Origin of the sequence: Buttiauxella ferragutiae (genome assembly GCF_022637515.1) — a bacterium.
GTDB lineage: Bacteria > Pseudomonadota > Gammaproteobacteria > Enterobacterales > Enterobacteriaceae > Buttiauxella > Buttiauxella ferragutiae.
This window is the reverse complement of record NZ_CP093332.1, coordinates 998,253-1,020,995: the sequence shown is the minus strand read 5'-3', so window position 1 is coordinate 1,020,995 and position 22,743 is coordinate 998,253. Positions and strand designations below refer to the sequence as shown.

The 22,743-nt window shown below is 51.7% G+C and carries 16 protein-coding genes and 1 pseudogene; 4 read left to right on the top strand and 13 right to left on the bottom strand.

Translation table 11 applies throughout. The features are described 5' to 3' along the window. Window positions 1-67: 67 nt before the first annotated feature. From cysH to cysJ, 3 genes are all read right to left on the bottom strand, one after another. Window positions 68-799, bottom strand: coding sequence for a phosphoadenosine phosphosulfate reductase (gene cysH, locus MNO13_RS04590; RefSeq protein ID WP_133523161.1), 732 nt, complete (start codon window positions 797-799; stop codon window positions 68-70). A gap of 138 nt (window positions 800-937) precedes the next feature. After that, on the bottom strand, window positions 938-2,650 hold the full coding sequence (gene cysI, locus MNO13_RS04585; RefSeq protein WP_241939584.1) for an assimilatory sulfite reductase (NADPH) hemoprotein subunit: 1,713 nt from the start codon (window positions 2,648-2,650) through the stop codon (window positions 938-940). Beyond that, on the bottom strand, window positions 2,650-4,455 hold the full coding sequence (gene cysJ / locus MNO13_RS04580; protein WP_241939583.1) for an NADPH-dependent assimilatory sulfite reductase flavoprotein subunit: 1,806 nt from the start codon (window positions 4,453-4,455) through the stop codon (window positions 2,650-2,652). The genes cysI and cysJ overlap by 1 nt, the downstream gene beginning before the upstream one ends. A gap of 309 nt (window positions 4,456-4,764) precedes the next feature. Here cysJ and queD point away from each other — a divergent pair, with 309 nt between their 5' ends. Beyond that, window positions 4,765-5,127 (top strand): 6-carboxytetrahydropterin synthase QueD, encoded by a 363-nt coding sequence (gene queD, locus MNO13_RS04575; protein ID WP_202914405.1) that lies wholly within the window; start codon window positions 4,765-4,767, stop codon window positions 5,125-5,127. 184 nt (window positions 5,128-5,311) lie between these two features. On the opposite strand, the gene queE is transcribed toward queD, so the two are convergent. The 3 genes from queE to MNO13_RS04560 all read right to left on the bottom strand — a co-directional run bounded on the left by queE (window position 5,312) and on the right by MNO13_RS04560 (window position 8,349). Continuing rightward, window positions 5,312-5,983, bottom strand: coding sequence for a 7-carboxy-7-deazaguanine synthase QueE (queE, locus tag MNO13_RS04570; protein ID WP_064543880.1), 672 nt, complete (start codon window positions 5,981-5,983; stop codon window positions 5,312-5,314). A gap of 111 nt (window positions 5,984-6,094) precedes the next feature. After that, the gene (locus MNO13_RS04565; protein WP_241939582.1) at window positions 6,095-6,796 is read right to left on the bottom strand and encodes an N-acetylmannosamine-6-phosphate 2-epimerase; all 702 of its coding nucleotides are present in this window, start codon (window positions 6,794-6,796) and stop codon (window positions 6,095-6,097) included. Further along, entirely contained in the window at window positions 6,793-8,349 is a 1,557-nt protein-coding gene (locus tag MNO13_RS04560; protein ID WP_064543876.1) for a maltose/glucose-specific PTS transporter subunit IIC, read from the bottom strand. The genes MNO13_RS04565 and MNO13_RS04560 overlap by 4 nt, the downstream gene beginning before the upstream one ends. A gap of 177 nt (window positions 8,350-8,526) precedes the next feature. On the opposite strand from MNO13_RS04560, the gene MNO13_RS04555 reads away from it, so the two are divergent. Together MNO13_RS04555 and MNO13_RS04550 are read left to right on the top strand one after the other, a co-directional pair. Next, complete coding sequence (locus MNO13_RS04555; protein WP_064543921.1) at window positions 8,527-9,354, top strand: MurR/RpiR family transcriptional regulator; 828 nt, start codon at window positions 8,527-8,529, stop codon at window positions 9,352-9,354. Window positions 9,355-9,451: 97 nt separating this feature from the next. Continuing rightward, window positions 9,452-9,664: pseudogene (locus tag MNO13_RS04550) on the top strand (M20/M25/M40 family metallo-hydrolase); the annotation flags it as partial. Window positions 9,665-9,712: 48 nt separating this feature from the next. Here MNO13_RS04550 and adhP read toward each other — a convergent pair. From adhP to rlmD, 6 genes are all read right to left on the bottom strand, one after another. Further along, window positions 9,713-10,729 (bottom strand): alcohol dehydrogenase AdhP, encoded by a 1,017-nt coding sequence (adhP, locus tag MNO13_RS04545; RefSeq protein WP_064543872.1) that lies wholly within the window; start codon window positions 10,727-10,729, stop codon window positions 9,713-9,715. 170 nt (window positions 10,730-10,899) lie between these two features. Next, window positions 10,900-12,204 (bottom strand): phosphopyruvate hydratase, encoded by a 1,305-nt coding sequence (gene eno / locus MNO13_RS04540; RefSeq protein WP_064543870.1) that lies wholly within the window; start codon window positions 12,202-12,204, stop codon window positions 10,900-10,902. A gap of 84 nt (window positions 12,205-12,288) precedes the next feature. Continuing rightward, the gene (gene pyrG, locus MNO13_RS04535; RefSeq protein ID WP_064543868.1) at window positions 12,289-13,929 is read right to left on the bottom strand and encodes a glutamine hydrolyzing CTP synthase; all 1,641 of its coding nucleotides are present in this window, start codon (window positions 13,927-13,929) and stop codon (window positions 12,289-12,291) included. Between the two features lie 225 nt (window positions 13,930-14,154). After that, window positions 14,155-14,946: a nucleoside triphosphate pyrophosphohydrolase gene (gene mazG / locus MNO13_RS04530; RefSeq protein ID WP_241939581.1), complete on the bottom strand. Its 792-nt coding sequence runs from the start codon at window positions 14,944-14,946 to the stop codon at window positions 14,155-14,157. 114 nt (window positions 14,947-15,060) lie between these two features. Then, a complete protein-coding gene (gene relA / locus MNO13_RS04525; protein WP_064543865.1) occupies window positions 15,061-17,289 on the bottom strand; it encodes a GTP diphosphokinase in 2,229 nt (742 codons plus the stop codon). A gap of 53 nt (window positions 17,290-17,342) precedes the next feature. After that, on the bottom strand, window positions 17,343-18,656 hold the full coding sequence (gene rlmD / locus MNO13_RS04520; RefSeq protein ID WP_121815008.1) for a 23S rRNA (uracil(1939)-C(5))-methyltransferase RlmD: 1,314 nt from the start codon (window positions 18,654-18,656) through the stop codon (window positions 17,343-17,345). A gap of 60 nt (window positions 18,657-18,716) precedes the next feature. On the opposite strand from rlmD, the gene barA reads away from it, so the two are divergent. Further along, the gene (barA, locus tag MNO13_RS04515; protein WP_064543863.1) at window positions 18,717-21,476 is read left to right on the top strand and encodes a two-component sensor histidine kinase BarA; all 2,760 of its coding nucleotides are present in this window, start codon (window positions 18,717-18,719) and stop codon (window positions 21,474-21,476) included. Window positions 21,477-21,527: 51 nt separating this feature from the next. Here barA and MNO13_RS04510 read toward each other — a convergent pair whose 3' ends face one another. Beyond that, window positions 21,528-22,673: a glycerate kinase gene (locus MNO13_RS04510; RefSeq protein WP_064543862.1), complete on the bottom strand. Its 1,146-nt coding sequence runs from the start codon at window positions 22,671-22,673 to the stop codon at window positions 21,528-21,530. Window positions 22,674-22,743: the final 70 nt, after the last annotated feature.

The window sequence follows — 22,743 nt, the reverse complement described above, 5'->3', positions numbered from 1 at the left end:
TTTGTTTAACCAATAAAAAGCCCTTCTGCATAGCGCGAAGGGTTTTTTATATACAACAATCAGATAATTACTCGTGCAAACCACACTCGCGCTTAAGCCCAAAGAAACGCGTCTCTTCTTCAGCCATGCCTTCTTCCCACTTACGCGTGGTGTGGGTATCGCCCACGGAAAGGTAGCCTTGATCCCACAACGGGTGGTATTTCAGGCCATTGGCGGTGAGGTATTGGTAAACCTGGCGGTTGTCCCAGTCGATGATCGGCAGGATTTTAAACACTTCACGCTGAATCGCCAGCACCGGTAAATGGGCACGGCTGCCCGATTGTTCACGGCGCAAACCAGCAAACCAGGTTTGCCCGTTGAGTTCACGCAGCGCACGGTTCATCGGCTCAACTTTGTTGATATCATTGTATTTCTCAATGCCTTCAACGCCCTGTTCCCACAGTTTTCCGTAACGCGCTTCCTGCCACGCGGCACTTTCCTTCGCGCTAAAGACTTGCAGATTCAGCTTCAGCTTATCGGTGAGTTCATCAATGAACTGGTAGGTTTCCGGGAACAGATAACCGGTGTCGGTGAGGATCACCGGAATATCCGGGAACTGTTGGGTGACCAGGTGCAAGGACACCGCAGCCTGAATCCCAAAACTCGAGGAGAGTACAAACTCACCAGGCAAGTTTTCCAGCGACCAGCTGACACGCTGTTCGGCGCTAAGTTTTTCAAGCTGGCTGTTGACCTCCGCCAGCGCCATGATGCGCTCGACTTTAGGGAGTTCGTTCAGCGCTTTTAGATCGAGTACAGGCATAGATACCTCGCTAAATAGTATTCCCTCTCCCTGGGGAGAGGGTTAGGGTGAGGGCGACCCATGTCGAGTGCTTACGCACGTAGTAAGCCCAGACGCCCTCATCCGGCCTTCTCCCCCAGGAGAAGGAGAAGAATAGTGCTAGTCCCACAAGTCCCGGGCCGGGTCCAGTACCGGGCGAATAATCCCGGCGCGGATGGTGAAATCACCGAAGCCTTCGTCAGCTTCACGCTCTTTCGCCCAGCGCCCGACCAGCTCATCAATGGAGGCCAGAATTTCCAGCTCAGTGATGTTTTCACGGTACATGCGCGGGATACGTGTGCCGATGCGGTTACCGCCAATATGCAGGTTATAGCGGCCAGGCGCTTTGCCCACCAGGCCGATTTCCGCCAGCAGCGCGCGGCCACAGCCGTTCGGGCAGCCGGTAACACGCGTGACGATGTGTTCATCTGGCACCTGGTGTTTTTCCAGCACTTCTTCAACTTTAGTCACAAACTGCGGTAGGAAGCGTTCGGCTTCGGCCATCGCCAGCGGGCAAGTCGGGAAGGAAACGCAGGCCATTGAGTTTTCACGCTGTGGTTTCACCGCGTTCATCAGGCCGCTTTCTTTGGCGATCTTCTCGATAGCTGCTTTTTCACTGGCCGGTACACCAGCGACGATCAGGTTCTGGTTTGCCGTCAGGCGGAAGTCGCCTTTGTGGATCTTCGCGATCTCCATCAGGCCGGTTTTCAGCGGACGCTCCGGGTAGTCCAGGATACGGCCATTTTCGATAAACAGCGTCAGGTGCCATTTGTCGTCGATGCCTTTTACCCAGCCAATACGATCGCCACGTCCGGTAAATTCATACGCGCGAGTCGGCTCGAATTTGATGCCTGCGCGGCGTTCAACTTCGGCTTTAAACACCTCCACGCCAACACGCTCAAGGGTGTATTTGGTCTTGGCATTTTTACGATCGGTACGGTTGCCCCAGTCGCGTTGTGTGGTGACAACGGCTTCCGCCACCGCCAGCGTGTGCTCAAGCGGAATGTAACCGAACTCGCTCGCGGTGCGGGCATAGGTTGCTTTGTTGCCGTGTTCGATGGACAAACCGCCGCCCACCAGCAGGTTGAAGCCCACCAGCTTGCCGTCTTTGGCAATGGCGATGAAGTTCATGTCATTGGCATGAAGATCGACGTCATTCTGCGGCGGTACCACCACCGTGGTTTTAAACTTACGCGGCAGATACGTTTCACCGAGGATCGGCTCTTCGTCGGTGGTGGCGACTTTCTCTTGATCCCACCAGATCTCGGCATAAGCACGGGTGCGCGGCAGCAAATGTTCAGAAAGCTTTTTCGCCCATTCGTACGCTTCCTGGTGCAGTTCAGACTCCACCGGGTTTGAGGTACACAGCACGTTGCGGTTCACGTCGTTAGCGGTTGCCAGCGCATCCAGCCCAACTTCGTGCAGCATTTCGTGCGCCGGTTTCACGTTCTTTTTCAGAATGCCGTGGAACTGGAAAGTCTGGCGGTTAGTCAGACGAATGCTGCCGTAAATGGTTTTGTCTTCGGCAAATTTATCAATCGCTCGCCATTGCTCGGTGGTGATAATCCCACCCGGCAGACGGCAGCGCAGCATCATCGCATGGCGCGGCTCGAGCTTTTGTTCTGCACGTTCCGCACGAATATCGCGGTCATCTTGCTGATACATGCCGTGAAAGCGGATCAGCAAAAAGTTGTCGCCTCTGAAGCCACCGGTCAGCCCGTCCTGCAAATCTTCTTTGATAGTGCCGCGCAGGTAATTGCTTTCGCGTTTCAGGCGCTCGGCGTCAGACAGTTTGCCTTCGACCACTAATGGTCCTGGGTGTTTTTCGCTCATTAGTAGACATCTCGCTGATAACGGCGCTCAACGCGCAGCTCACTTAAAAATTCATCGGCCGTTTCGGTATCCATGCCACCGAACTCGGCTACCACTTCCAGTAAAACCTGCTCAACGTCTTTAGCCATGCGATTGGCATCGCCGCAGACGTAAATGTGGGCACCTTCTTTAATCCAGTTCCACAGTTCCGCGCCTTTTTCGCGCAGTTTATCTTGTACGTATATTTTGTGTTGCTGGTCGCGAGACCAGGCCAGATCGATATTCGTCAGTAGGCCATCTTTGACGTAACGCTGCCATTCAACCTGATACAGGAAATCATCGGTAAAGTGCGGGTTGCCGAAGAACAGCCAGTTTTTACCGGTTGCCCCATCACTTTCACGCTGCTGCATAAAGGCACGGAATGGTGCGATGCCGGTGCCAGGGCCAATCATAATCACCGGCGTTTCCGGGTTGGCAGGCAGGCGGAAGTTATCGTTATGTTCGATGAACACACGTACTTCGCCATCTTCCCCAAGGCGGTCAGCAAGGTAACCAGAAGCACCGCCAGTACGGGCGCGGCCTTCGATGTCATAACGCACCACGCCAACGGTAATGTGCACTTCGCTTTCCGCTTCAGCCTGCGAAGAAGCAATCGAGTACAGACGCGGCGTCAGCGGGCGCAGTAAATCAATCAGCTGCTCAGCAGTTAATTCCGCTGGCGCGTAACGCACCATGTCGACAATCGGCGTGTTGTGAGCAAAGTGCTGCAATTTGGTTTTATCACCCACCAGATCCAGCAACGCGGCGTTGCGGGTAACCTGCGCATACTTCTCAACGATGTTGGCGGTATTGATGGTCAGCTCGAAATGCCACTCCAGCGCTTCGCTCAGTGGCAAAGTTTTGCCATCGACAGTGACGCTTTCATCGCCTTTCAGCCACAGCAGTTCGACCAGCTCTTTCACCAATGCTTGATCGTTTTGGTACCAGACGCCCAACGCATCCCCCGGCTGGTAACGCAAACCGGAATCACCCAGATCAATCTCAAAGTGACGCACGTCTTTTTCAGAATCGCGACCGGTAATTTTCTGGTTAACCGCAAGCGTTGCGGTCAGCGGCGCTTCTTTGCTGTACGGGCTAGTGAAGATTTCGTTGGCAGCGCCCGTGGCGGTGACTGCCAATTGCGCCGGAGTTTCTGCCGGTACGCGGGATTTCAGAACGTCGACAATTTTTGCCCGCCACTGCGCGGCGGCTGGCTGGAATTCGACATCACAATCCACACGATCCAACAGGCGCTCACCGCCGAGTTCCGCGAGTTTGTTATCAAAATCTTTACCCGACTGGCAGAAGAATTCGTAAGAGGTGTCGCCAAGGCTAAAGACTGCAAACGCAGTGCCTGGCAGTTTTGGTGCCTTTTTCGAGAACAGGAATTTGTGCAACGCCACGGCTTCTTCCGGCGGTTCGCCCTCGCCTTGCGTTGAAGTGACAACAATCAGCAGTTTTTCCTGGGCAATTTGTTTGAATTTATAGTCGCCCGCGTTAACCAGGTTAACGTTTAGTTTAGCCGCCAGTAAATCGTCGCGCAGTTGTTCGCTGACGCGGCGCGCGTTACCGGTTTGCGATGCAGAAATCAGCGTAATGACCGGAACTTCAGCCGCAGCAGGTTGAGCTGCCGCAACAGTACCAGGTTGTTGATTAATCATTCCCCAGAAATAGCCGGATAACCAGGCCAGTTGAGTCTGCGAGAAATCTGTCGTCGCCGCCTGGAGGCGTGCCAGTTGCTCCGGGGTTAGCGGTAACAGTGCGGTCGGTGGGGCCTGAATTGTCATGCGTTGTGAGTTCCAGTAGCAAAAGATCCGTTTTTAATATCGAACGAATAAACGGGAATGGTGTAAGGGTAACCATCGCGATAATAACAATTAAAGAAGGGATAGAAATAACAAATAACCAAAACGACTAACCACTTTTACGGGTAATCCATAACGTTAAAAGTGATTAGTTAACTTAATGAAAAATAAAAGATAACAGAAAGAAAAATACTATCAGGGGGAGTTGGCACCCGCCTGGCAGGTATAGTTAATGCGTGAAATAGTCATTTCCTGTACTATGCCGCGGTTATTTTGTATGAAAGAGACTTAATTATGTCCACCACCCTGTTTAAAGATTTTACCTTCGAAGCCGCTCACCACCTGCCACATGTACCAGAAGGCCACAAATGCGGTCGCTTACATGGTCATTCATTTATGGTGCGCCTGGAAATCACTGGCGAGGTTGATCCGTATACCGGCTGGATTATGGATTTTTCTGAGCTGAAGGCGGCGTTTAAACCGACTTATGACAGGCTTGATCATTACTATCTGAATGATATTCCTGGGCTTGAGAATCCAACCAGCGAAGTGCTGGCAAAATGGATTTGGGACGAAATGAAGCCGCTTGTGCCGCTGCTAAGTTCAGTGATGGTGAAAGAAACCTGTACCGCCGGTTGCGTGTATAAGGGTTAAAAGAAAGGCACCGTAAAGGTGCCTTGAGACTGATGACAAACTTCTTCGTAGGTCAGATAAGCGCAGCGTCATCCGACACCACTGGTGTAAATGGTGGATGACGCTAACGCTTATCCGCCCTACAAAACACATTTATCACCCTTTGTCAGCAATCTGAAGGCACCGTAGAGGTGCCTTTTTGGTTTTAAGCGATATTCAAATACTTATGCGTCTGCATTGAAAGCCGCCAGTTGCGGGCGATACAAGTTTCGATACACAGACGCGTCGCATCTTCTTTCTGGCTGATAGGCTGAAGCGCAATCACCCGTTTTTTATCGTCAACCAGGGTCGCTAACAGTTCATCCAGCGCTTCGATATCCCGCATACGCCCCACCGGATGTTTAATTTCATCGGCACGTTCTAAAGCCTGAGACAGTACGTCGTAACCACCACGCATATTCACTTTCGGGGAAACGGTCACCCAGGTTCCGGCAGTGCAACGCACTTCATGCGTGCCGCTGGTTTCAATCTGGCAGCTATAACCGTGGTGCTCAAACAGCGAGGTTAATGGCGTGAGATCGTGAATGCATGGCTCGCCGCCGGTAATTACCACATGGCGCGCGGTGTAATCCTGGCGCTGGAAAATCGCCAGCAAATCTTCAGGGCTAGCGTTGCCCCATTTGTCGCTTTCTTTGGTTTTAGCAAGGATGCTGAACAAAGAGACTTCACGATCCGCGAGTTTATCCCAGGTGTGTTTGGTATCGCACCACGCGCAGCCCACCGGGCAGCCTTGCAGGCGAATAAAAATGGCGGGCACACCAGTAAAATAGCCCTCCCCTTGCAGGGTCTGGAACATCTCGTTAATCGGATACTGCATAGTCTTCTCAAATAATGGGCGTAAAGAGTGATTATCGCAGAAGTGACGGTTGAGATCATGCGTAACGGTGTGACAGGCCCAATCAGGGGGAGACTGGGCCTGTCACTGCCATCACAACCTGGAAGTTGCGATGGCATTTACGAAGCGGCGTGTGATTTGCTGCGGGCGAGTAATCGCCCCGCCGACTACCACCGCATGAGCCCCGAGAGCCAGGCAATGCGCAGCCATTTCCGGCGTTTCCACATTCCCTTCAGCAATAACCGGCACATCGACCGCCGCCAGAACATCGCGCAAGAACTGGCAGCCATTCGTTGCCAGAATTTGCCCTTTCGTTTCAGCGGTATAACCATGTAGCGTGGTGCCAACACAATCAAAACCCAGTGCGGCGGCATAACGAGCTTCTTCAACGGTGGCAATATCCGCCATCAACAGCAACTGCGGATAACGCTGGCGAATTGCCGCCACCAGGCCGCGCAAGTCCAGTTGGCCAGGGCGTTCATGCCCGGTGCCATCCAGCGCAATCATCGCCGGGTTTGCCGCCATTAACTCATCCACCTCTTTGAGAGTTGGCGTGATGTAAACATCGCTGCCCGGATAATCACGTTTGATGATAGCAATCACCGGTAAATCAACCGTTTCCATGATTGTTTGAACGTCTGGCAAACTGTTGGCGCGAATCGCACAAGCACCACCTTGTGCGGCTGCCAGCGCCATTTTCGACATAATAAACGAGCTGTGTAACGGTTCATTTTCCAACGCCTGGCAGGAAACAATCAGTTTTCCCTCAATCAGCGACAACATGGACGGTTTCATATGGCGAGAATCTCCTCTACTTCATTTTTAATAATCGTGACGTGCGGGCCGTAAATCACCTGTACGCCATTGCCGCGCTGGATAACGGCACGAGCGCCGGTCTCTTTTAATAGGGCCTCATCAACCAGTGAACCGTCATGTAACGTGACGCGCAGACGAGTGGCACAGCAATCAAGCTCGACAATATTCTCTTTGCCGCCCAACGCGATGATGACTTGCAACGGGCGCTCGCCTGCTGTGACCTGCACGCTTTCCGTTCCCGCATCTTCACGACCCGGCGTTTTGAAATTGAAGCGTGTAATCACGAAACGGAAGGTGAAGTAGTACAGGAAGAACCACGGAATACCGACGAGCGGGACGTACATCCAGTGGGTTTTAGCTTCGCCCTGCAACACACCAAACAGAATGAAATCAATAAAGCCGCCAGAGAATGTCTGGCCGATGGTGATGTGCAGCATGTGCGCCAGCATAAATGCCAGGCCATCGAACAACGCGTGGATCACGTACAACACCGGGGCGATAAACAGGAAAGAGAACTCGATAGGTTCGGTAATACCGGTTAAGAAAGAGGTCAACGCCGCAGAAAGTAACAGCCCCGCCACACGCTTGCGATTCTCAGGTTTGGCAGTGTGATACATCGCCAGGCACGCCCCCACCAGGCCAAACATCATGGTGATAAAGCGGCCAGACATGAAACGTGAAGTGCCGATGTAGAACTGCTGGGTGTTCGGGTCAGCCAACTGGGCAAAGAAGATGCGCTGTGTGCCTTCAACCAGTTGACCGTTAACCATCTCGGTACCGCCAAGCGCCGTCGTCCAGAATGGCAGGTAGAAGATATGGTGCAGACCGAATGGGCCGAGCATACGCAGCACGAAGCCGTAGATAAATGTCCCGAGGTAACCGGTGGCATCCACCAGGCCGCCCATGCCAAAAATGAGTTTCTGGAAATGCGGCCAGATGACGGTCATCGCCGCACCAACCAGGATAGCGACCAGCGAGCTGATTATCGGCACAAAACGTGAACCACCGAAGAAACCAAGGAATTGCGGTAGCGCGATTTTGTTATAGCGGTTATGCAGCAGTGAAGTGACGATACCGATGACCACGCCACCAAAAACGCCGGTTTCCAGCGTCTGGATACCTAATGCCATCCCCTGCCCGACCGCACCTGGATTGGTTGCCGCCAGTGTGCCGCTTAATGTCAGCAACGCATTGATGGTAGCGTTCATTACCAGATAAGCCAGTAATGCCGCCAGACCCGCTGTGCCTTTATCCCCTTTTGCCAGCCCTACAGACACGCCGACGGCAAATAACACCGCCAGGTTAGCAAACACGATTGAACCCGCACTCGCCATGATGGTGAAAATACCCTGCAACCAGGCGACATCCAGGAAGGGATAGGCCGCAACAGTATTGGGATTAGACAGCGCACCGCCAATCCCCAGCAACAGCCCGGCTGCCGGTAAAACAGCGATAGGTAACATGAACGACTTGCCAAAACGCTGGGCCTTTTCAAACCAGCCCCCAGAAGAGGTACCGCTAAAGATTGACATAAATTTTCTTCCTGCCAAATTACTGTGATGAAAATTATTACCACAATAAGACGTAGCAAGTGAAAATTTTCACCATCAATACGATCCACATCACAGTTAACCGAATCTGCTGGCACTGCGGGGCCGCTTTCCTCCACACTATGTCCAGTAATTAAGTAAGGCCGTGGGATGGGTCCGATGACAGAAAACGAAAATTTATTGCTGCACTTGCGTCAGGGTCTGCCAGGTTACAGCCCAACGTTACAAAAACTAGGCGAGTTCGTTCTTGGCGAGCCGCAGAAGGTGCTGTATCTGACCATCACCGAGCTGGCGCGTGAAAGTGAAACCAGCGAGGCCAGCGTCACTCGCCTGTGCCGCCATTTAGGCTGCAAGGGATATACCGAATTTAAGATGGCGCTGGCGCTGGATGTTCAGCAGCAGCAGCCTCCCGCTCCCGTGAGCGAAGACAGTATTGATGAGTTAATCGAAGAGTCTGTGCAGGCGCTGAGAGATACCGGGAAACTGCTCAATCGCGAGGTGCTGCAACAGGCGGGCATTGCCCTGCATCGTGCCACTTCGGTGCAAATTTATGGCGTTGCAGCCAGCGCAATTATGGGGGATTACCTGCATTACAAATTGCTGCGCTTAGGCAAACCTGCACAGTTGTTTAGCGATATGCACCGCGCAGCGATGAATGCAGCAACGCTTAGCGAGCGTGATCTGGTAGTGGTGATTTCGAGTTCCGGTTCCACCAAAGATTTAATGCATGTGGTGAAACTCGCCAAAAAGCGCCATGCCTGTGTGCTGCTGATTAGTAACACTTTGCGCAGCCCTCTCGCCGATCTTGCCGATCTGTTGCTGGTTGCCGCTAAACCAGAAGGCCCATTAAGCGCCGGTGCGTTAAACGCCAAAGTGGGAGCCATGTTGTTGGTGGAGGTACTGGTGGGAGAGCTGATTACTCACGATAACCAATACGCCGCCACGAGCCAGCAAACCGCCAGCGCCACGCTGCCATTACTTATCTGATATCGGGTAATAAGCGCGCGCCATCCGACAAACTGACGCAAATGGTGGATGGCGCTATCGCTTATCCACCCTACAAAACCGGTTTAGTGACCCACGGGTTGAGCAGGCCGGTGTCGCAGAAGGTATCGACGTGAAGTGGAAGTCCGTCGGTGGTGGCTCTGATGTTAACCATACGGCAGAGTTGGGTATCCCTTCTCTGGACGGTTTCGGGCCAATAGGTGCCGGTTTCCACAGTACGTCAGAGTATCTGGAACTGGATAGCATTGAGCCAAGAATCCGCCTGCTTAAGCGGGTGATTCAGTCGCTTTAAAAAACTAATGGCCGGGGTTTCCCGGCCACTTTTAGCTAATCACATAGCTTACTTTTTGGTTTTAAAATCAATCACCATGCGGCCTTTGATTTTACCGTCTTCCATTTCTTTGAAGATAGCATTGATATCTTCAAGTGGACGCATGGTCACTTTAGGAACCACTTTTCCTTCGGCAGCAAACTGGAAGGCTTCAGCTAAATCATGGCGCGTTCCAACCAAAGAACCGACGACTTCGATACCATCAAGTACCAGACGTGGAATGTTCAGGCTCATGGATTCTGATGGTAAACCGACCGCAACGATACGCGCACCCGCACGAACAGCATCTACCGCAGAGTTGAATGCCGCTTTCGCCACCGCAGTCACTACCGCAGCATGGGCACCGCCTACTTTTTCCTGGATGACTTTTGCCGCATCTTCATTGCGTGAGTTGATGACCAAATCCGCGCCACACTCTTTGGCGAATTCGAGCTGTGCATCATTGACGTCGATGGCAATGACTTTGGCATTAAAGACGTTTTTAGCGTATTGCAGCGCGAGGTTGCCAAGGCCGCCAAGGCCATAAATCGCAATCCACTGCCCCGGTTTGATATGCGAGACTTTCACCGCTTTGTAAGTGGTGACACCAGCACAAGTCACGCTGCTGGCCGCCGCAGATTCAAGTCCATCAGGGACTTTTACCGCGTAATCGGCAACGACAATGCACTCTTCAGCCATGCCACCATCGGCGGTATAACCCGCGTTGGTGACGCTGCGACACAGAGTTTCATTGCCAGTATTACAGTATTCACAGTTGCCGCAGCCGCGGAAGAACCAGGCAACGCTTGCGCGGTCGCCCACTTTCAGGGAAGTCACCCCTGGGCCAACTGTTTTCACTACGCCAATACCTTCATGCCCCAGCGTAATGCCTGTTACATCACCAAAATCTCCATTTTTCACATGTAAATCGGTATGGCATACGCCACAGCATTCCATTGTCAGCAATGCTTCGCCGTGTTTAAGGGCTCGAACAGGTTTGTCGATGATCCCTACAGAGTGATCTTTATTAACAACTGCTGCTTTCATGTCGGTCTCCTGACCTGTGAGTGAAAAGTCCCCGTAAGCCTGGTCGACAGGTGGGGGATCTGCAAACTCTACTAGTGAGATCGGCTATATGTTGTTCAGGAGCCAGCAAAAATAGAAATAAAAAAACCCGCCGAAGCGGGTTTTTTGTAAGAATTTAAAGCAGTAACGAATTACTGACCTTTAACTTCTTTCAGACCGTTGAACGGAGCTGGTGTGCCCGCAGCAGCCAGAGCTTCTTCAATACGAATCAGCTGGTTGTACTTAGCAACACGGTCAGAACGGCTCATAGAACCAGTTTTGATCTGGCCTGCAGCAGTACCAACAGCCAGGTCAGCGATGGTAGCGTCTTCAGTTTCGCCTGAACGGTGAGAGATAACTGCAGTGTAGCCAGCATCTTTCGCCATTTTGATCGCAGCCAGAGTTTCGGTCAGAGAACCGATCTGGTTGAATTTGATCAGAATGGAGTTAGCGATACCGTTGTCGATACCTCTTTTCAGGATTTTGGTGTTAGTTACGAACAGATCGTCACCAACCAACTGGATTTTGTCGCCCAGAACTTTAGTCTGGTGTGCGAAACCATCCCAATCAGACTCGTCCAGACCGTCTTCGATAGAAACGATTGGGTACTGTTTGGTCAGATCTTCCAGGAATGCAGTGAATTCTTCAGAGGTGAAAGCTTTGTTGCCTTCGCCAGCCAGAACGTATTTACCGTCTTTGTAGAATTCAGAAGCAGCACAGTCCATAGCCAGAGTAATGTCTTTACCCAGCTCGTAACCTGCAGCTTTAACCGCTTCAGCGATTACAGCCAGTGCTTCAGCGTTGGAACCCAGGTTTGGCGCATAGCCACCTTCGTCACCAACAGCAGTACCCATGCCTTTAGATTTCAGAACTTTAGCCAGGGTATGGAAAACTTCAGAACCCATACGGATGGCTTCTTTCAGGTTTTTCGCACCAACTGGTTGAATCATGAACTCTTGGATATCAACGTTGTTATCAGCGTGCTCGCCGCCGTTGATGATGTTCATCATAGGCAGTGGCATAGAGAATTTGCCTGGAGTGCCGTTCAGTTCAGCGATGTGTGCATACAGCGGCAGGCCTTTAGAGGCAGCAGCAGCTTTAGCAGCAGCAAGAGAAACAGCCAGGATTGCGTTAGCACCGAAGTTAGATTTGTTTTCGGTACCGTCCAGGTCGATCATGATTTTATCGATGTTAGCCTGGTCTTTCGCATCTTTACCAGTTACAGCCGCAGCGATCGGGCCATTAACTGCAGCAACGGCTTTCAGAACGCCTTTGCCCAGGAAGCGAGATTTGTCGCCATCGCGCAGTTCCAGCGCTTCGCGGGAACCAGTTGAAGCACCTGATGGTGCAGCAGCCATACCTACGAAACCGCCTTCCAGATGAACTTCAGCTTCAACAGTCGGGTTACCACGGGAGTCGATGATTTCACGACCGATGACTTTAACGATTTTGGACATTAGATTTTCCTCAGTACAAGTTAAACTAAAACTCCAGACAAACAACGCGCGAAACATTCGCGCGTTGTCGTTCTAACTTTCTGCTTACTTTTCCTGGCGCTTCTGGTACTCACCTGCAGCTTTCACAAAGCCTGCAAACAGTGGGTGGCCATCACGCGGAGTCGAAGTAAATTCCGGGTGGAACTGGCAAGCAACAAACCACGGATGATTTGGTACTTCGATGATTTCTACCAGTTGATCATCACCGGAACGGCCCGCAACGCGCAGACCTGCTGTTTCAATTTGTTTCAACAACATGTTGTTGACTTCATAACGATGGCGATGACGCTCAGTAATTGTCGGTTCACCGTACATCTGGCGCACCAGACTACCATCGGTCAACTGACACTGCTGGCCGCCAAGACGCATGGTGCCGCCCAAGTCGCTCTTTTCAGTACGAACTTCAACGTTACCTTCTTCGTCTCGCCACTCGGTGATTAAGGCGACCACCGGGTATTTACAGTCTGGCACAAATTCAGTTGAGTTGGCGTTAGCCATACCTGCAACGTTTCGTGCGAACTCGATCAGCGCCACTTGCATACCTAAGCAAATACCCAGATACGGAATGTTCTGTTCACGAGCATAGCGCGCGGTGGCGATTTTGCCTTCCACACCACGGTAACCGAAACCGCCAGGGATAAGGATAGCATCCAATCCCTTCAGCATTTCTTCAGCACCGCGAGTTTCAACATCCTGCGAGTCAATCAGCTTGATGTTAACGGTCAGACGATTTTTCAAACCACCGTGTTTCAGCGCTTCAATCACAGATTTGTAGGCATCTGGCAGTTCAATGTACTTGCCGACCATACCAATCGTAACTTCGCTTGTCGGATTCGCTTCTTCGTAAATAACTTGTTCCCATTCGGACAAGTTAGCTTCAGGAACGTTCAAGCTGAATCGTTTACAAATATAATCGTCCAGCCCCTGTGATTTCAACAGGCCTGGAATTTTATAGATAGAATCGACATCTTTCAGAGAAATAACCGCTTTCTCCGGGACGTTACAGAACAATGCAATTTTCGCACGTTCATTTGCCGGAACCACGCGGTCAGAGCGGCAGATCAGCACATCTGGCTGAATACCGATGGAAAGCAGTTCTTTTACGGAGTGTTGAGTCGGTTTAGTTTTCACTTCACCGGCAGCGGCCATGTATGGCACCAGAGTCAGGTGCATATACAGCGTGTGCTCACGACCCACTTCGACAGCCATCTGGCGAATCGCTTCGAGGAACGGCAGGGATTCGATATCACCTACAGTACCGCCGATTTCAACCAGAACAACATCGTAGCCTTCGCCACCTTCAAGGATGCGTTCTTTGATAGCGTTCGTGATGTGTGGAATAACCTGGACAGTCGCGCCCAGATAGTCGCCACGGCGTTCTTTACGCAGAACATCTGAGTAAATACGGCCAGTGGTGAAGTTGTTACGACGCGTCATTTTGTTGCGAATGAAACGCTCGTAGTGACCTAAATCCAGGTCGGTTTCAGCGCCGTCTTCTGTAACGAACACTTCCCCATGTTGAATAGGGCTCATGGTACCCGGATCGACGTTGATGTACGGATCGAGTTTCATGATGGATACGTTGAGGCCACGGGCTTCGAGAATAGCTGCGAGGGAGGCTGCGGCAATGCCTTTACCCAGAGAGGAAACGACCCCGCCGGTCACAAAAATATAGTTCGTTGTCATGCTGAACCTGAGAAGTTAGGTTTAAAGACGATGGGAGTACCAGGACGGGAAAGTAGTATACCCGAACAGTATCGGCGCCACAAACTTTCATTCTGTCTGCAAAGCCCTGACCTCGCACTTTGTCAGGGCACTGAAAATAGCCCGTCTGGAATAAATGTTTTTGACGTAAATCAATCGCTTGTTAAATTGAAATTGCCATTAAATGTGTTTGACCACAAAAACGCGTTAAATTTCAGTTTCCTGGCGTTTAACTTCTTGCCAGACTTCTTCCATGATTTCCAGGTCAACACCGGTCATTGTCAGGCCCCTGGCGGCGATAATCTGTTCCACCTGGCGGAAACGGCGCTCGAATTTCAGATTGGCTTTTTGCAAAGCAGTCTCCGCTTTGGTGCCTAAATGACGCGCAAGATTAACGGTCGCGAACAATAAATCACCGACTTCTTCTTCCAGTTTCGCTTCGTCAACGACAACCTGTTTTGCCTCAAACATCACTTCGTCGATCTCTTCATAGACTTTGTCTAACACAGGGCCAAGAGTGGTCCAGTCGAAGCCAACGGTTGAGCATCGCTTTTGGATTTTGTGCGCACGCATCAAAGCAGGTAAGGAATGAGGAATATCATCGAGCGCAGAATGTTGCGCCTTTTCAGCACGCTCATCTCTTTTGATTTGTTCCCAGCGAGCCAGCACTTCGGTGCTGTTTTCAGCAGTAGCATCAGCAAAGATATGTGGGTGGCGACGTTCAAGTTTGTCACTGATGGCTTCGCAGATTTCATCGAAATTAAAGCGCCCTTCTTCCTGAGCCATTTGCGCGTAAAACACCACCTGGAACAGTAAATCGCCCAGTTCACCGCGTAAATCATCAAAATCTTCGCGGTTGATGGCGTCGAGCACTTCGTAGGTTTCTTCCAGGGTATAGGGTGCGATAGTGGCGAAGGTTTGTTCTTTATCCCACGGACAACCCGTTTCCGGATCGCGCAGGCGCTTCATGATATTCAGCAGGCGGGTAATTTGAGTCATTAGGAATCCTTACAAATAAAAACAACCCTCACCCTGGCCCTCTCCCTGATAGAGAGGGAACGATCTTTTCTCCCTCGCCCCAAAGGGGCGAGGGTCGGGGTGAGGGGCAATAAATCAGCCGTGCAAACGCTTCGCGTCGATGATATCCGGCACCTGGTTCAATTTACCCAGTACACGGCCTAATACCTGCAGGTTGTAGATTTCGATATTCATGTCGATGGTCGCCAGTTGCTGTTTGGTATCGCTACGGCTTGCAACACCCAAAACGTTGACCTTTTCGTTCGCCAGAATGGTGGTGATGTCTCGCAACAGGCCGCTACGGTCATTAGCCGTCACACGCACCACCAGCGAATAACCACTGGAATAGCTTTCCCCCCAAACCGCATCAACAATACGTTCTGGCGCATGGGATTGCAGTTCCGCCAACTGGTCGCAGTCTGCACGGTGAATAGAGATCCCACGCCCCTGCGTAATGAAGCCGACGATTTCGTCGCCAGGAATCGGCTGGCAGCAACGTGCAATGTGGTGCATCAGATTGCCAACACCTTCCACCACCACACGGCCATTATCTTTGCTGCGCGATTGTGGTGTATGCGTTTTTTGCTTCAGTTGGCGAAGAGCTTGCTCATCCTGTTCAGCTGCAGTCGGCTTATTAAACTGCGATTGCAGGTAGTTACTCATCTGGTTAAGACGAATATCCCCACCACCAATGGCCGCCAGTAACTCTTCAACTTCATTGAAGTTATAACGTGGCAGCAACGATTTTTCGGCTTCTTTCAGGCTGATACCCAGATGCTCAATTTCATCATCAAGGATTTGGCGCCCGGCCAGTATGTTTTTGTCACGATCCTGTTTACGGAACCAGTTGTGGATTTTCGCGCGGCCCCGGCTGGTGGTGATGTAACCCAAGTTAGGGTTCAGCCAGTCACGGCTTGGGTTCGGCTGTTTCTGAGTGATAACTTCAATCTGATCGCCCATTTGCAGCTGATAGGTAAACGGCACAATGCGGCCACCTATTTTCGCACCGATGCAGCGATGCCCAACATCGCTGTGAATGTGGTAGGCAAAGTCCAGTGGCGTGGAACCGGCAGGCAAGTCCACTACGTCACCTTTCGGGGTAAACACATACACGCGGTCATCAAACACCTGACTGCGCACTTCATCCAGCAACTCGCCGGAGTCGGCCATTTCTTCTTGCCAGGCAATCAGTTTACGCAACCACGCAATGCGGTCTTCGTGGCCCGAACTGCCGCTTTTGGCATTACCCTCTTTGTACTTCCAGTGGGCAGCAACCCCCAGTTCCGAATCTTCATGCATCTGCTTGGTTCGGATCTGGATTTCAATAGTTTTGCCATTTGGCCCCAACACCACGGTGTGAATCGACTGATAACCGTTGGGTTTCGGGTTGGCGACGTAATCGTCAAACTCGTCGGGCATATGGCGATAATGGGTGTGCACGATGCCGAGTGCCGCGTAGCAATCCTGTAAACGCTCCGCCACCACGCGCACCGCACGCACATCAAACAGCTCGTCAAAGGCGAGGGATTTTTTCTGCATCTTGCGCCAGATGCTGTAGATGTGTTTCGGGCGGCCATACACTTCAGCCTTCACGCCCTCTTCTTTCATCGATTTACGCAACGCACTAACAAACTCGTCGATGTAATGCTCACGGTCGATACGACGCTCGTGCAGCAATTTCGCGATACGTTTGTATTCATCGGGATGCAAATAGCGGAAGCAGTAGTCTTCCAGCTCCCATTTGAGCTGGCCAATGCCCAGGCGGTTGGCAAGCGGCGCATAGATATTGGTGCACTCTTTTGCCGCCAGAACGCGTTCGTCTTCCGGCGCATCTTTCACTTCACGCAGGTGAGCGATGCGTTCTGCGAGTTTAATCACCACGCAGCGGAAATCGTCCACCATCGCCAGCAACATGCGACGCACGTTATCAACCTGTTCAGCAGAAACTGAATCGGTATGTGCGGCTTTTAGCTGGCGGATAGCGGCCATGTCGCGCACGCCGTGAATCAGCGTGACAACCTGGCTATCGATGCTTTCGCGCATCACCTCTTCGGTGACCACGCCCGCGTCGGCAAGAGGGAACAGCAAGGCGGCTCGCAGCGTATCGTTGTCCATGCTCAGCATCGACAGGATTTCGACCATTTCAACGCCGCGCCACAACAGCAACTCCGCGTCAGGATGGCCTTTGGTTTGTTGCTCGCAATACCGCCAGGTTTCGGCTAAGCGTTCACATGACTGCTGGTTGGTGATCCCGAGACTAGCAATCCATCTATCGGGCGCAAATTCGCCAGCTTTATTGAGATGTGCACTTCTTACCGCAACCATTGTCCGTCCTCTTCGGTGGGGCTTGAATCATTCACACGACTTGATCCAAATACTTAATTTCGCTCAAACAGCGCCATCGACTCCAGATGCCCGGTATGCGGGAACATGTCCAGCATTGCCAATTGGCGCAGTTGATAACCCGCTGCCAGCAATGCCTCGCTATCACGGGCAAGTGTTGTCGGATTACATGAAACATAGACCACTCGCTTAGGAGCAAGTGCGATCACGTGTTGCATGACGCCTGGTGCACCCGCTCGTGCGGGGTCGAGCAATATTTTGTCAAAACCCTGGGCAGCCCAGGGTTGACGAGTCACATCATCTTCCAGGTTTTCATGGAAGAATGTGACATTTTTCAGCGAATTATATCGAGCATTATATTCGCCTTTCGCCACTAGCGCAGCAACGCCTTCCACTCCAACGACACTTTCAGCGCGGGTTGCGAGCGGGAGCGTAAAGTTTCCCATTCCGCAGAACAGGTCCAGCACGCGGTCAGTTGGCTGAATATCCAGCCATTCAATAGCACGCGCAACCATTTGCTGGTTCACACCATCGTTCACCTGAATGAAATCGCGCGGACTGAACGTTAAGCGTAGCCCGTCTGAATGATAACAAGGCTCGTCCTCACCCAGCGCCGTGAGTGTCTCACTGTCCGGCGCTAAAAACAGCGCGACGCCAGTAGAATGCGAAAAGCGTTCCAGTTTTTGCCTGTCGTCGTCATTTAGTGCATCTAAATGACGCAACACCATCAGCGGGCCATTATCTGCAAGTACCAGTTCAACATGGCCTAAACGACGCACCGCTTTTAATGTTGATAAACATTGGTGCAAAGGTTCCAGCAATGCCTCAAGTTGGGGTTCCAAAACAGGGCAATGGTGAATATTCACCAGTTCACTGTCTTGCGACTTGCGAAATCCCATCTGTAAGGTTTGTGTTTTAGGCAGGTAATTCAACCCCAAGCGCGCACGGCGACGATAACCCCATGGCGAACCAGAAATTATTTCGTTGACCACCGCAGGGGTTTCACGCGTCCCCATCATGCGGGCAAGCGCACGGGATTTTGCTTGCTGCTGTAATTCGATGCTGGCATGTTGCTGCTGGCACCCTCCGCAAACGCCAAAGTGCGGACAACGCGGCGCAACACGTTGCGGGCTATCATTTAAACGTCGCTTAACTTTAGCCTGTGCAAAGTTACGTTTGTCATCAGTAACCGTGACTTCGACCTGTTCGCCAGGCAGTGCACCCTGGATAAAAAGCGCTTTACCGTTATGGCGGGCAACGCCCTGACCAAACGGATCAAGGTCGTTAACCGTCACGCTTATGATTTGACGAGTCGTAACCCGTCGCTTTGCAGAGTAGAATTGCGCCATGAGCCTGTATGCTCTCTCAAAATATTAACTATTGCTTCAATTGTCCCATATCGGAACCCCATGACCAACTACAGCCTGCGCGCACGCATGATGATCCTGATTCTGGCACCGACATTAATGATCGGTTTATTGCTCAGTATCTTTTTTGTCGTCCATCGCTACAACGACTTGCAGCGTCAGCTCGAAGACTCGGGTGCCAACATTATCGAGCCGCTGGCAGTTGCCAGCGAATATGGCATGAGTTTCCATAGCCGCGAATCGATACGCCAGTTGGTCAGTGTGTTGCACCGCCGCCACTCCGATATTGTGCGGGCAATTTCAGTATTCGATGAAAACAACAAGCTGTTTGTCACCTCGAATTATCAGTTAAATGCTTCGGTACTGAAGCTACCAAACCATGAAAAACCGCCGCACAGCCTGAGCATTTCACGCCACGGTGATTCAATAATTCTGCGCACACCCATTATTTCTGAAAGTTATTCACCAGACGAATCTGAAGTGACCGACGCTAAGCCTGCGGGCAATTCGCTCGGCTATGTCGCGATTGAGCTCGACCTGAAATCGGTGCGTTTGCAGCAATACCGGGAAATTTTTATCTCGACGTTGATGATGTTGTTCTGCGTTGGCATTGCCATGCTGTTCGCTTATCGCCTGATGCGCGATGTCACAGGGCCAATCCGTAACATGGTGAATACCGTCGACCGGATACGCCGCGGTCAACTCGATAGCCGCGTCGAAGGTTTCATGCTCGGCGAATTGGATATGCTGAAAAACGGTATCAATTCGATGGCGATGTCGTTGACCGCCTATCACGAAGAGATGCAGCACAATATTGACCAGGCCACTTCTGACCTGCGCGAAACACTTGAGCAGATGGAAATCCAGAACGTTGAACTGGATCTCGCCAAGAAACGCGCGCAGGAAGCCGCACGTATTAAGTCTGAATTCCTCGCCAATATGTCGCACGAACTGCGCACGCCGCTCAATGGGGTGATTGGCTTTACTCGTTTGACGCTGAAAACAGATTTGAATGCCACCCAGCGCGACCATCTGTATACCATCGAACGTTCAGCCAATAACCTGCTCACCATCATCAATGACGTGCTGGACTTCTCCAAACTGGAAGCGGGTAAACTGATTCTGGAAAGCATTCCATTCCCGCTGCGTAATACGCTCGATGAAGTCGTGACATTGCTGGCGCATTCGGCCCATGACAAAGGTCTGGAGCTGACGCTGAACATTAAAAACGATGTGCCGGATAACGTGATTGGCGACCCACTGCGCTTGCAGCAAGTAGTGACCAACCTGGTGGGGAATGCGATTAAGTTTACCGAGAACGGCAATATTGATTTGGTGGTCGAGAAGCGCTCGCAAGGAAACAATAAAGTCCAGGTTGAGATGCGCATTCATGATACCGGTATTGGTATTCCTGAACAGGAACAGTCGCGTCTGTTCCAGGCATTTCGTCAGGCTGATGCCAGTATTTCACGGCGTCATGGTGGCACCGGGCTGGGGCTGGTTATCACTCAGAAATTGGTCAGTGAAATGGGGGGGGATATCTCGTTCCATAGCCAGCCAAATCAAGGTTCTACTTTCTGGTTTTATATCAATCTGGACCTGAACTCTAACGCGGTGCTGGACGGTTATTCGACCGAGAATCTGGCGGGCAAACGCATTGCGTATATCGAACAAAATGCTTCTGCGGCACAAAGCACGCTCAACATTTTAGCCAATACGCCGCTTGAGGTGGTGTATAGCCCAACGTTTACCGCCCTCGCCGAAGCGCACTACGACATTATGCTGCTCGGTATGCCGGTCACCTTCCGTGACACGCTATCCATTAAAAATCCAAAACTGGCGAAAGCCGTCACCATGACAGACTGCCTGATTCTGGCTCTGCCAAGCCATTGCCAGATTGATGCTGAATCGCTTAAAAAAGAAGGCGTTGCTGCTTGCTTACTGAAACCGGTCACCGCACCGCGTCTGCTGCCGCTGTTGGCTGAGCACATCTTCAATGCGCACCCGGCACTGGCTGATAATATTGAGAACAAAAAATTACCGCTGACGGTTATGGCCGTTGATGACAACCCAGCCAACCTAAAACTGATCGGCGCATTGCTCGATGATCATGTGCAAAACGTTGAGCTGTGTGGCAGCGGTTTACAAGCCATTGAGCGGGCAAAACAGATGCAGATAGACATCATTCTGATGGATATTCAGATGCCTGAGATGGATGGTATTCGCGCCTGCGAAGTCATTCGTCAATTGCCACACCACCAGCAAACGCCGGTTATCGCGGTAACGGCACACGCCATGGCAGGGCAAAAAGAGAAGCTGCTAAGCGCGGGTATGAACGACTATCTTGCCAAGCCAATCGAAGAGAAAAAGTTGTATAGCCTGCTGTTACGTTATCAGCCGGGGGCGATTGCCGCACCTGTGCTGGTGGCGAATGTCGATTCTGCTGCGCAAACTAGTAGCCCAAACCAGACTCTTGATTGGCGACTTGCATTGCAACAAGCCGCCAACAAGCCAGATCTGGCGCGCGATCTCCTCCAGATGCTGCTGGCATTCTTACCTGAAGTCCGCAATACCGTTGAAGAACAACTGGTCGGGGAAAACCCGCAGGAGTTGGTTGATATCATTCATAAACTTCACGGAAGTTGTAGCTACAGCGGTGTGCCACGGTTGAAAAACCTCTGCCTGACGCTGGAACATGAACTGCGCAGTGGCGTGAAGCCAGAAGATCTGGAGCCTGAACTCTTTGAGCTACTCGATGAGATGAATAATGTCTCGAAAGAAGCCCAACGGATGTTCGGTTAGGCGCCGTGTGGGTGATTGATGTCGAATATCGCTAATCCGACCAGGGCGGATTCAGAAGGTTTTGTGTTTACCTATCGCAATGGTTGCCGCGATATTTCGTGCAGCCATTCGCAGATTATCTCCGGCTTCGTTCAATGCTTCATCCAGCGTACAAATGCGATACAACACGCTGAAAACTGCATCCAGGCCATGGCCGTACACCACGGCTACATCTGGCGTTAAACTTCCGGCAATCCCAATAACCGGGATATTATAGCGCTTCGCTACTTTTGCCACGCCGATCGGCACTTTGCCATGAATTGACTGGCTATCAATACGGCCTTCTCCGGTAATCACCAGATCTGCATCACGCACCAGTTCATCTAGTTTCAACGCTCTAGTGACTATCTCAATACCTTGTTGCAATTGCGCACCGCAGAAAGCAAAAAGTGCCGCGCCCATACCTCCCGCCGCACCGCCGCCGGAAAGCGTCATGACGTCAATATCGAGATCACGGGAAATGATTTTTGCGTAGTGCTCCAGCGCCTGGTCGAGCTTAGTGACCATTTCAGGAGTGGCGCCTTTTTGTGGGCCAAATACCGCCGACGCCCCTTCCTTGCCGGTCAACAGGTTAGTGACATCACACGCAACTTCGATACGACACGCTTTCAGCCGTTTATCCAGCCCGGAAATATCAATAGAAGCCAGGCGCGCAACTTCCCGGCCTCCCAGTCCCAATGGCTCGCCGTCGCTGTCGAGCAAACGCGCGCCCAGCGCCTGTACCATGCCGATACCACCGTCGTTGGTAGCGCTGCCGCCAATCCCAATCAGGATACTTTGCACGCCGCTGTCGAGCGCATAACGAATCAACTCACCCGTTCCCCACGACGTGGTATTCATCGGGTTACGCAGTTCAGGTGCAACTTGCTCCAGACCACTCGCCGCTGCCATTTCGATAAAGGCTTGCTGCCGGTCGCCTGAAATTCCATAAAAAGAGTGGATAGGGTCACCCAGTGGCCCAGTGACATCCACTTCAATGATTTCACCGTTTGTTGCGGCCACCATCGCCTCAACAGTCCCTTCCCCCCCATCAGCGATGGGTAACTTCACATAGCAGGCTTCAGGGAAGATTTCCCGAAACCCTGCTTCAATCTGTGTCGCTACTTCCAGAGCACTGAGGCTCTCCTTGTATGAATCTGGTGCGATTACAATTTTCATGTGCCTTCCGTCGGATGTCGCTACGCTAATCCAACCTACAAAATCTCTTTTGTAAGAAGGATTAGCTATA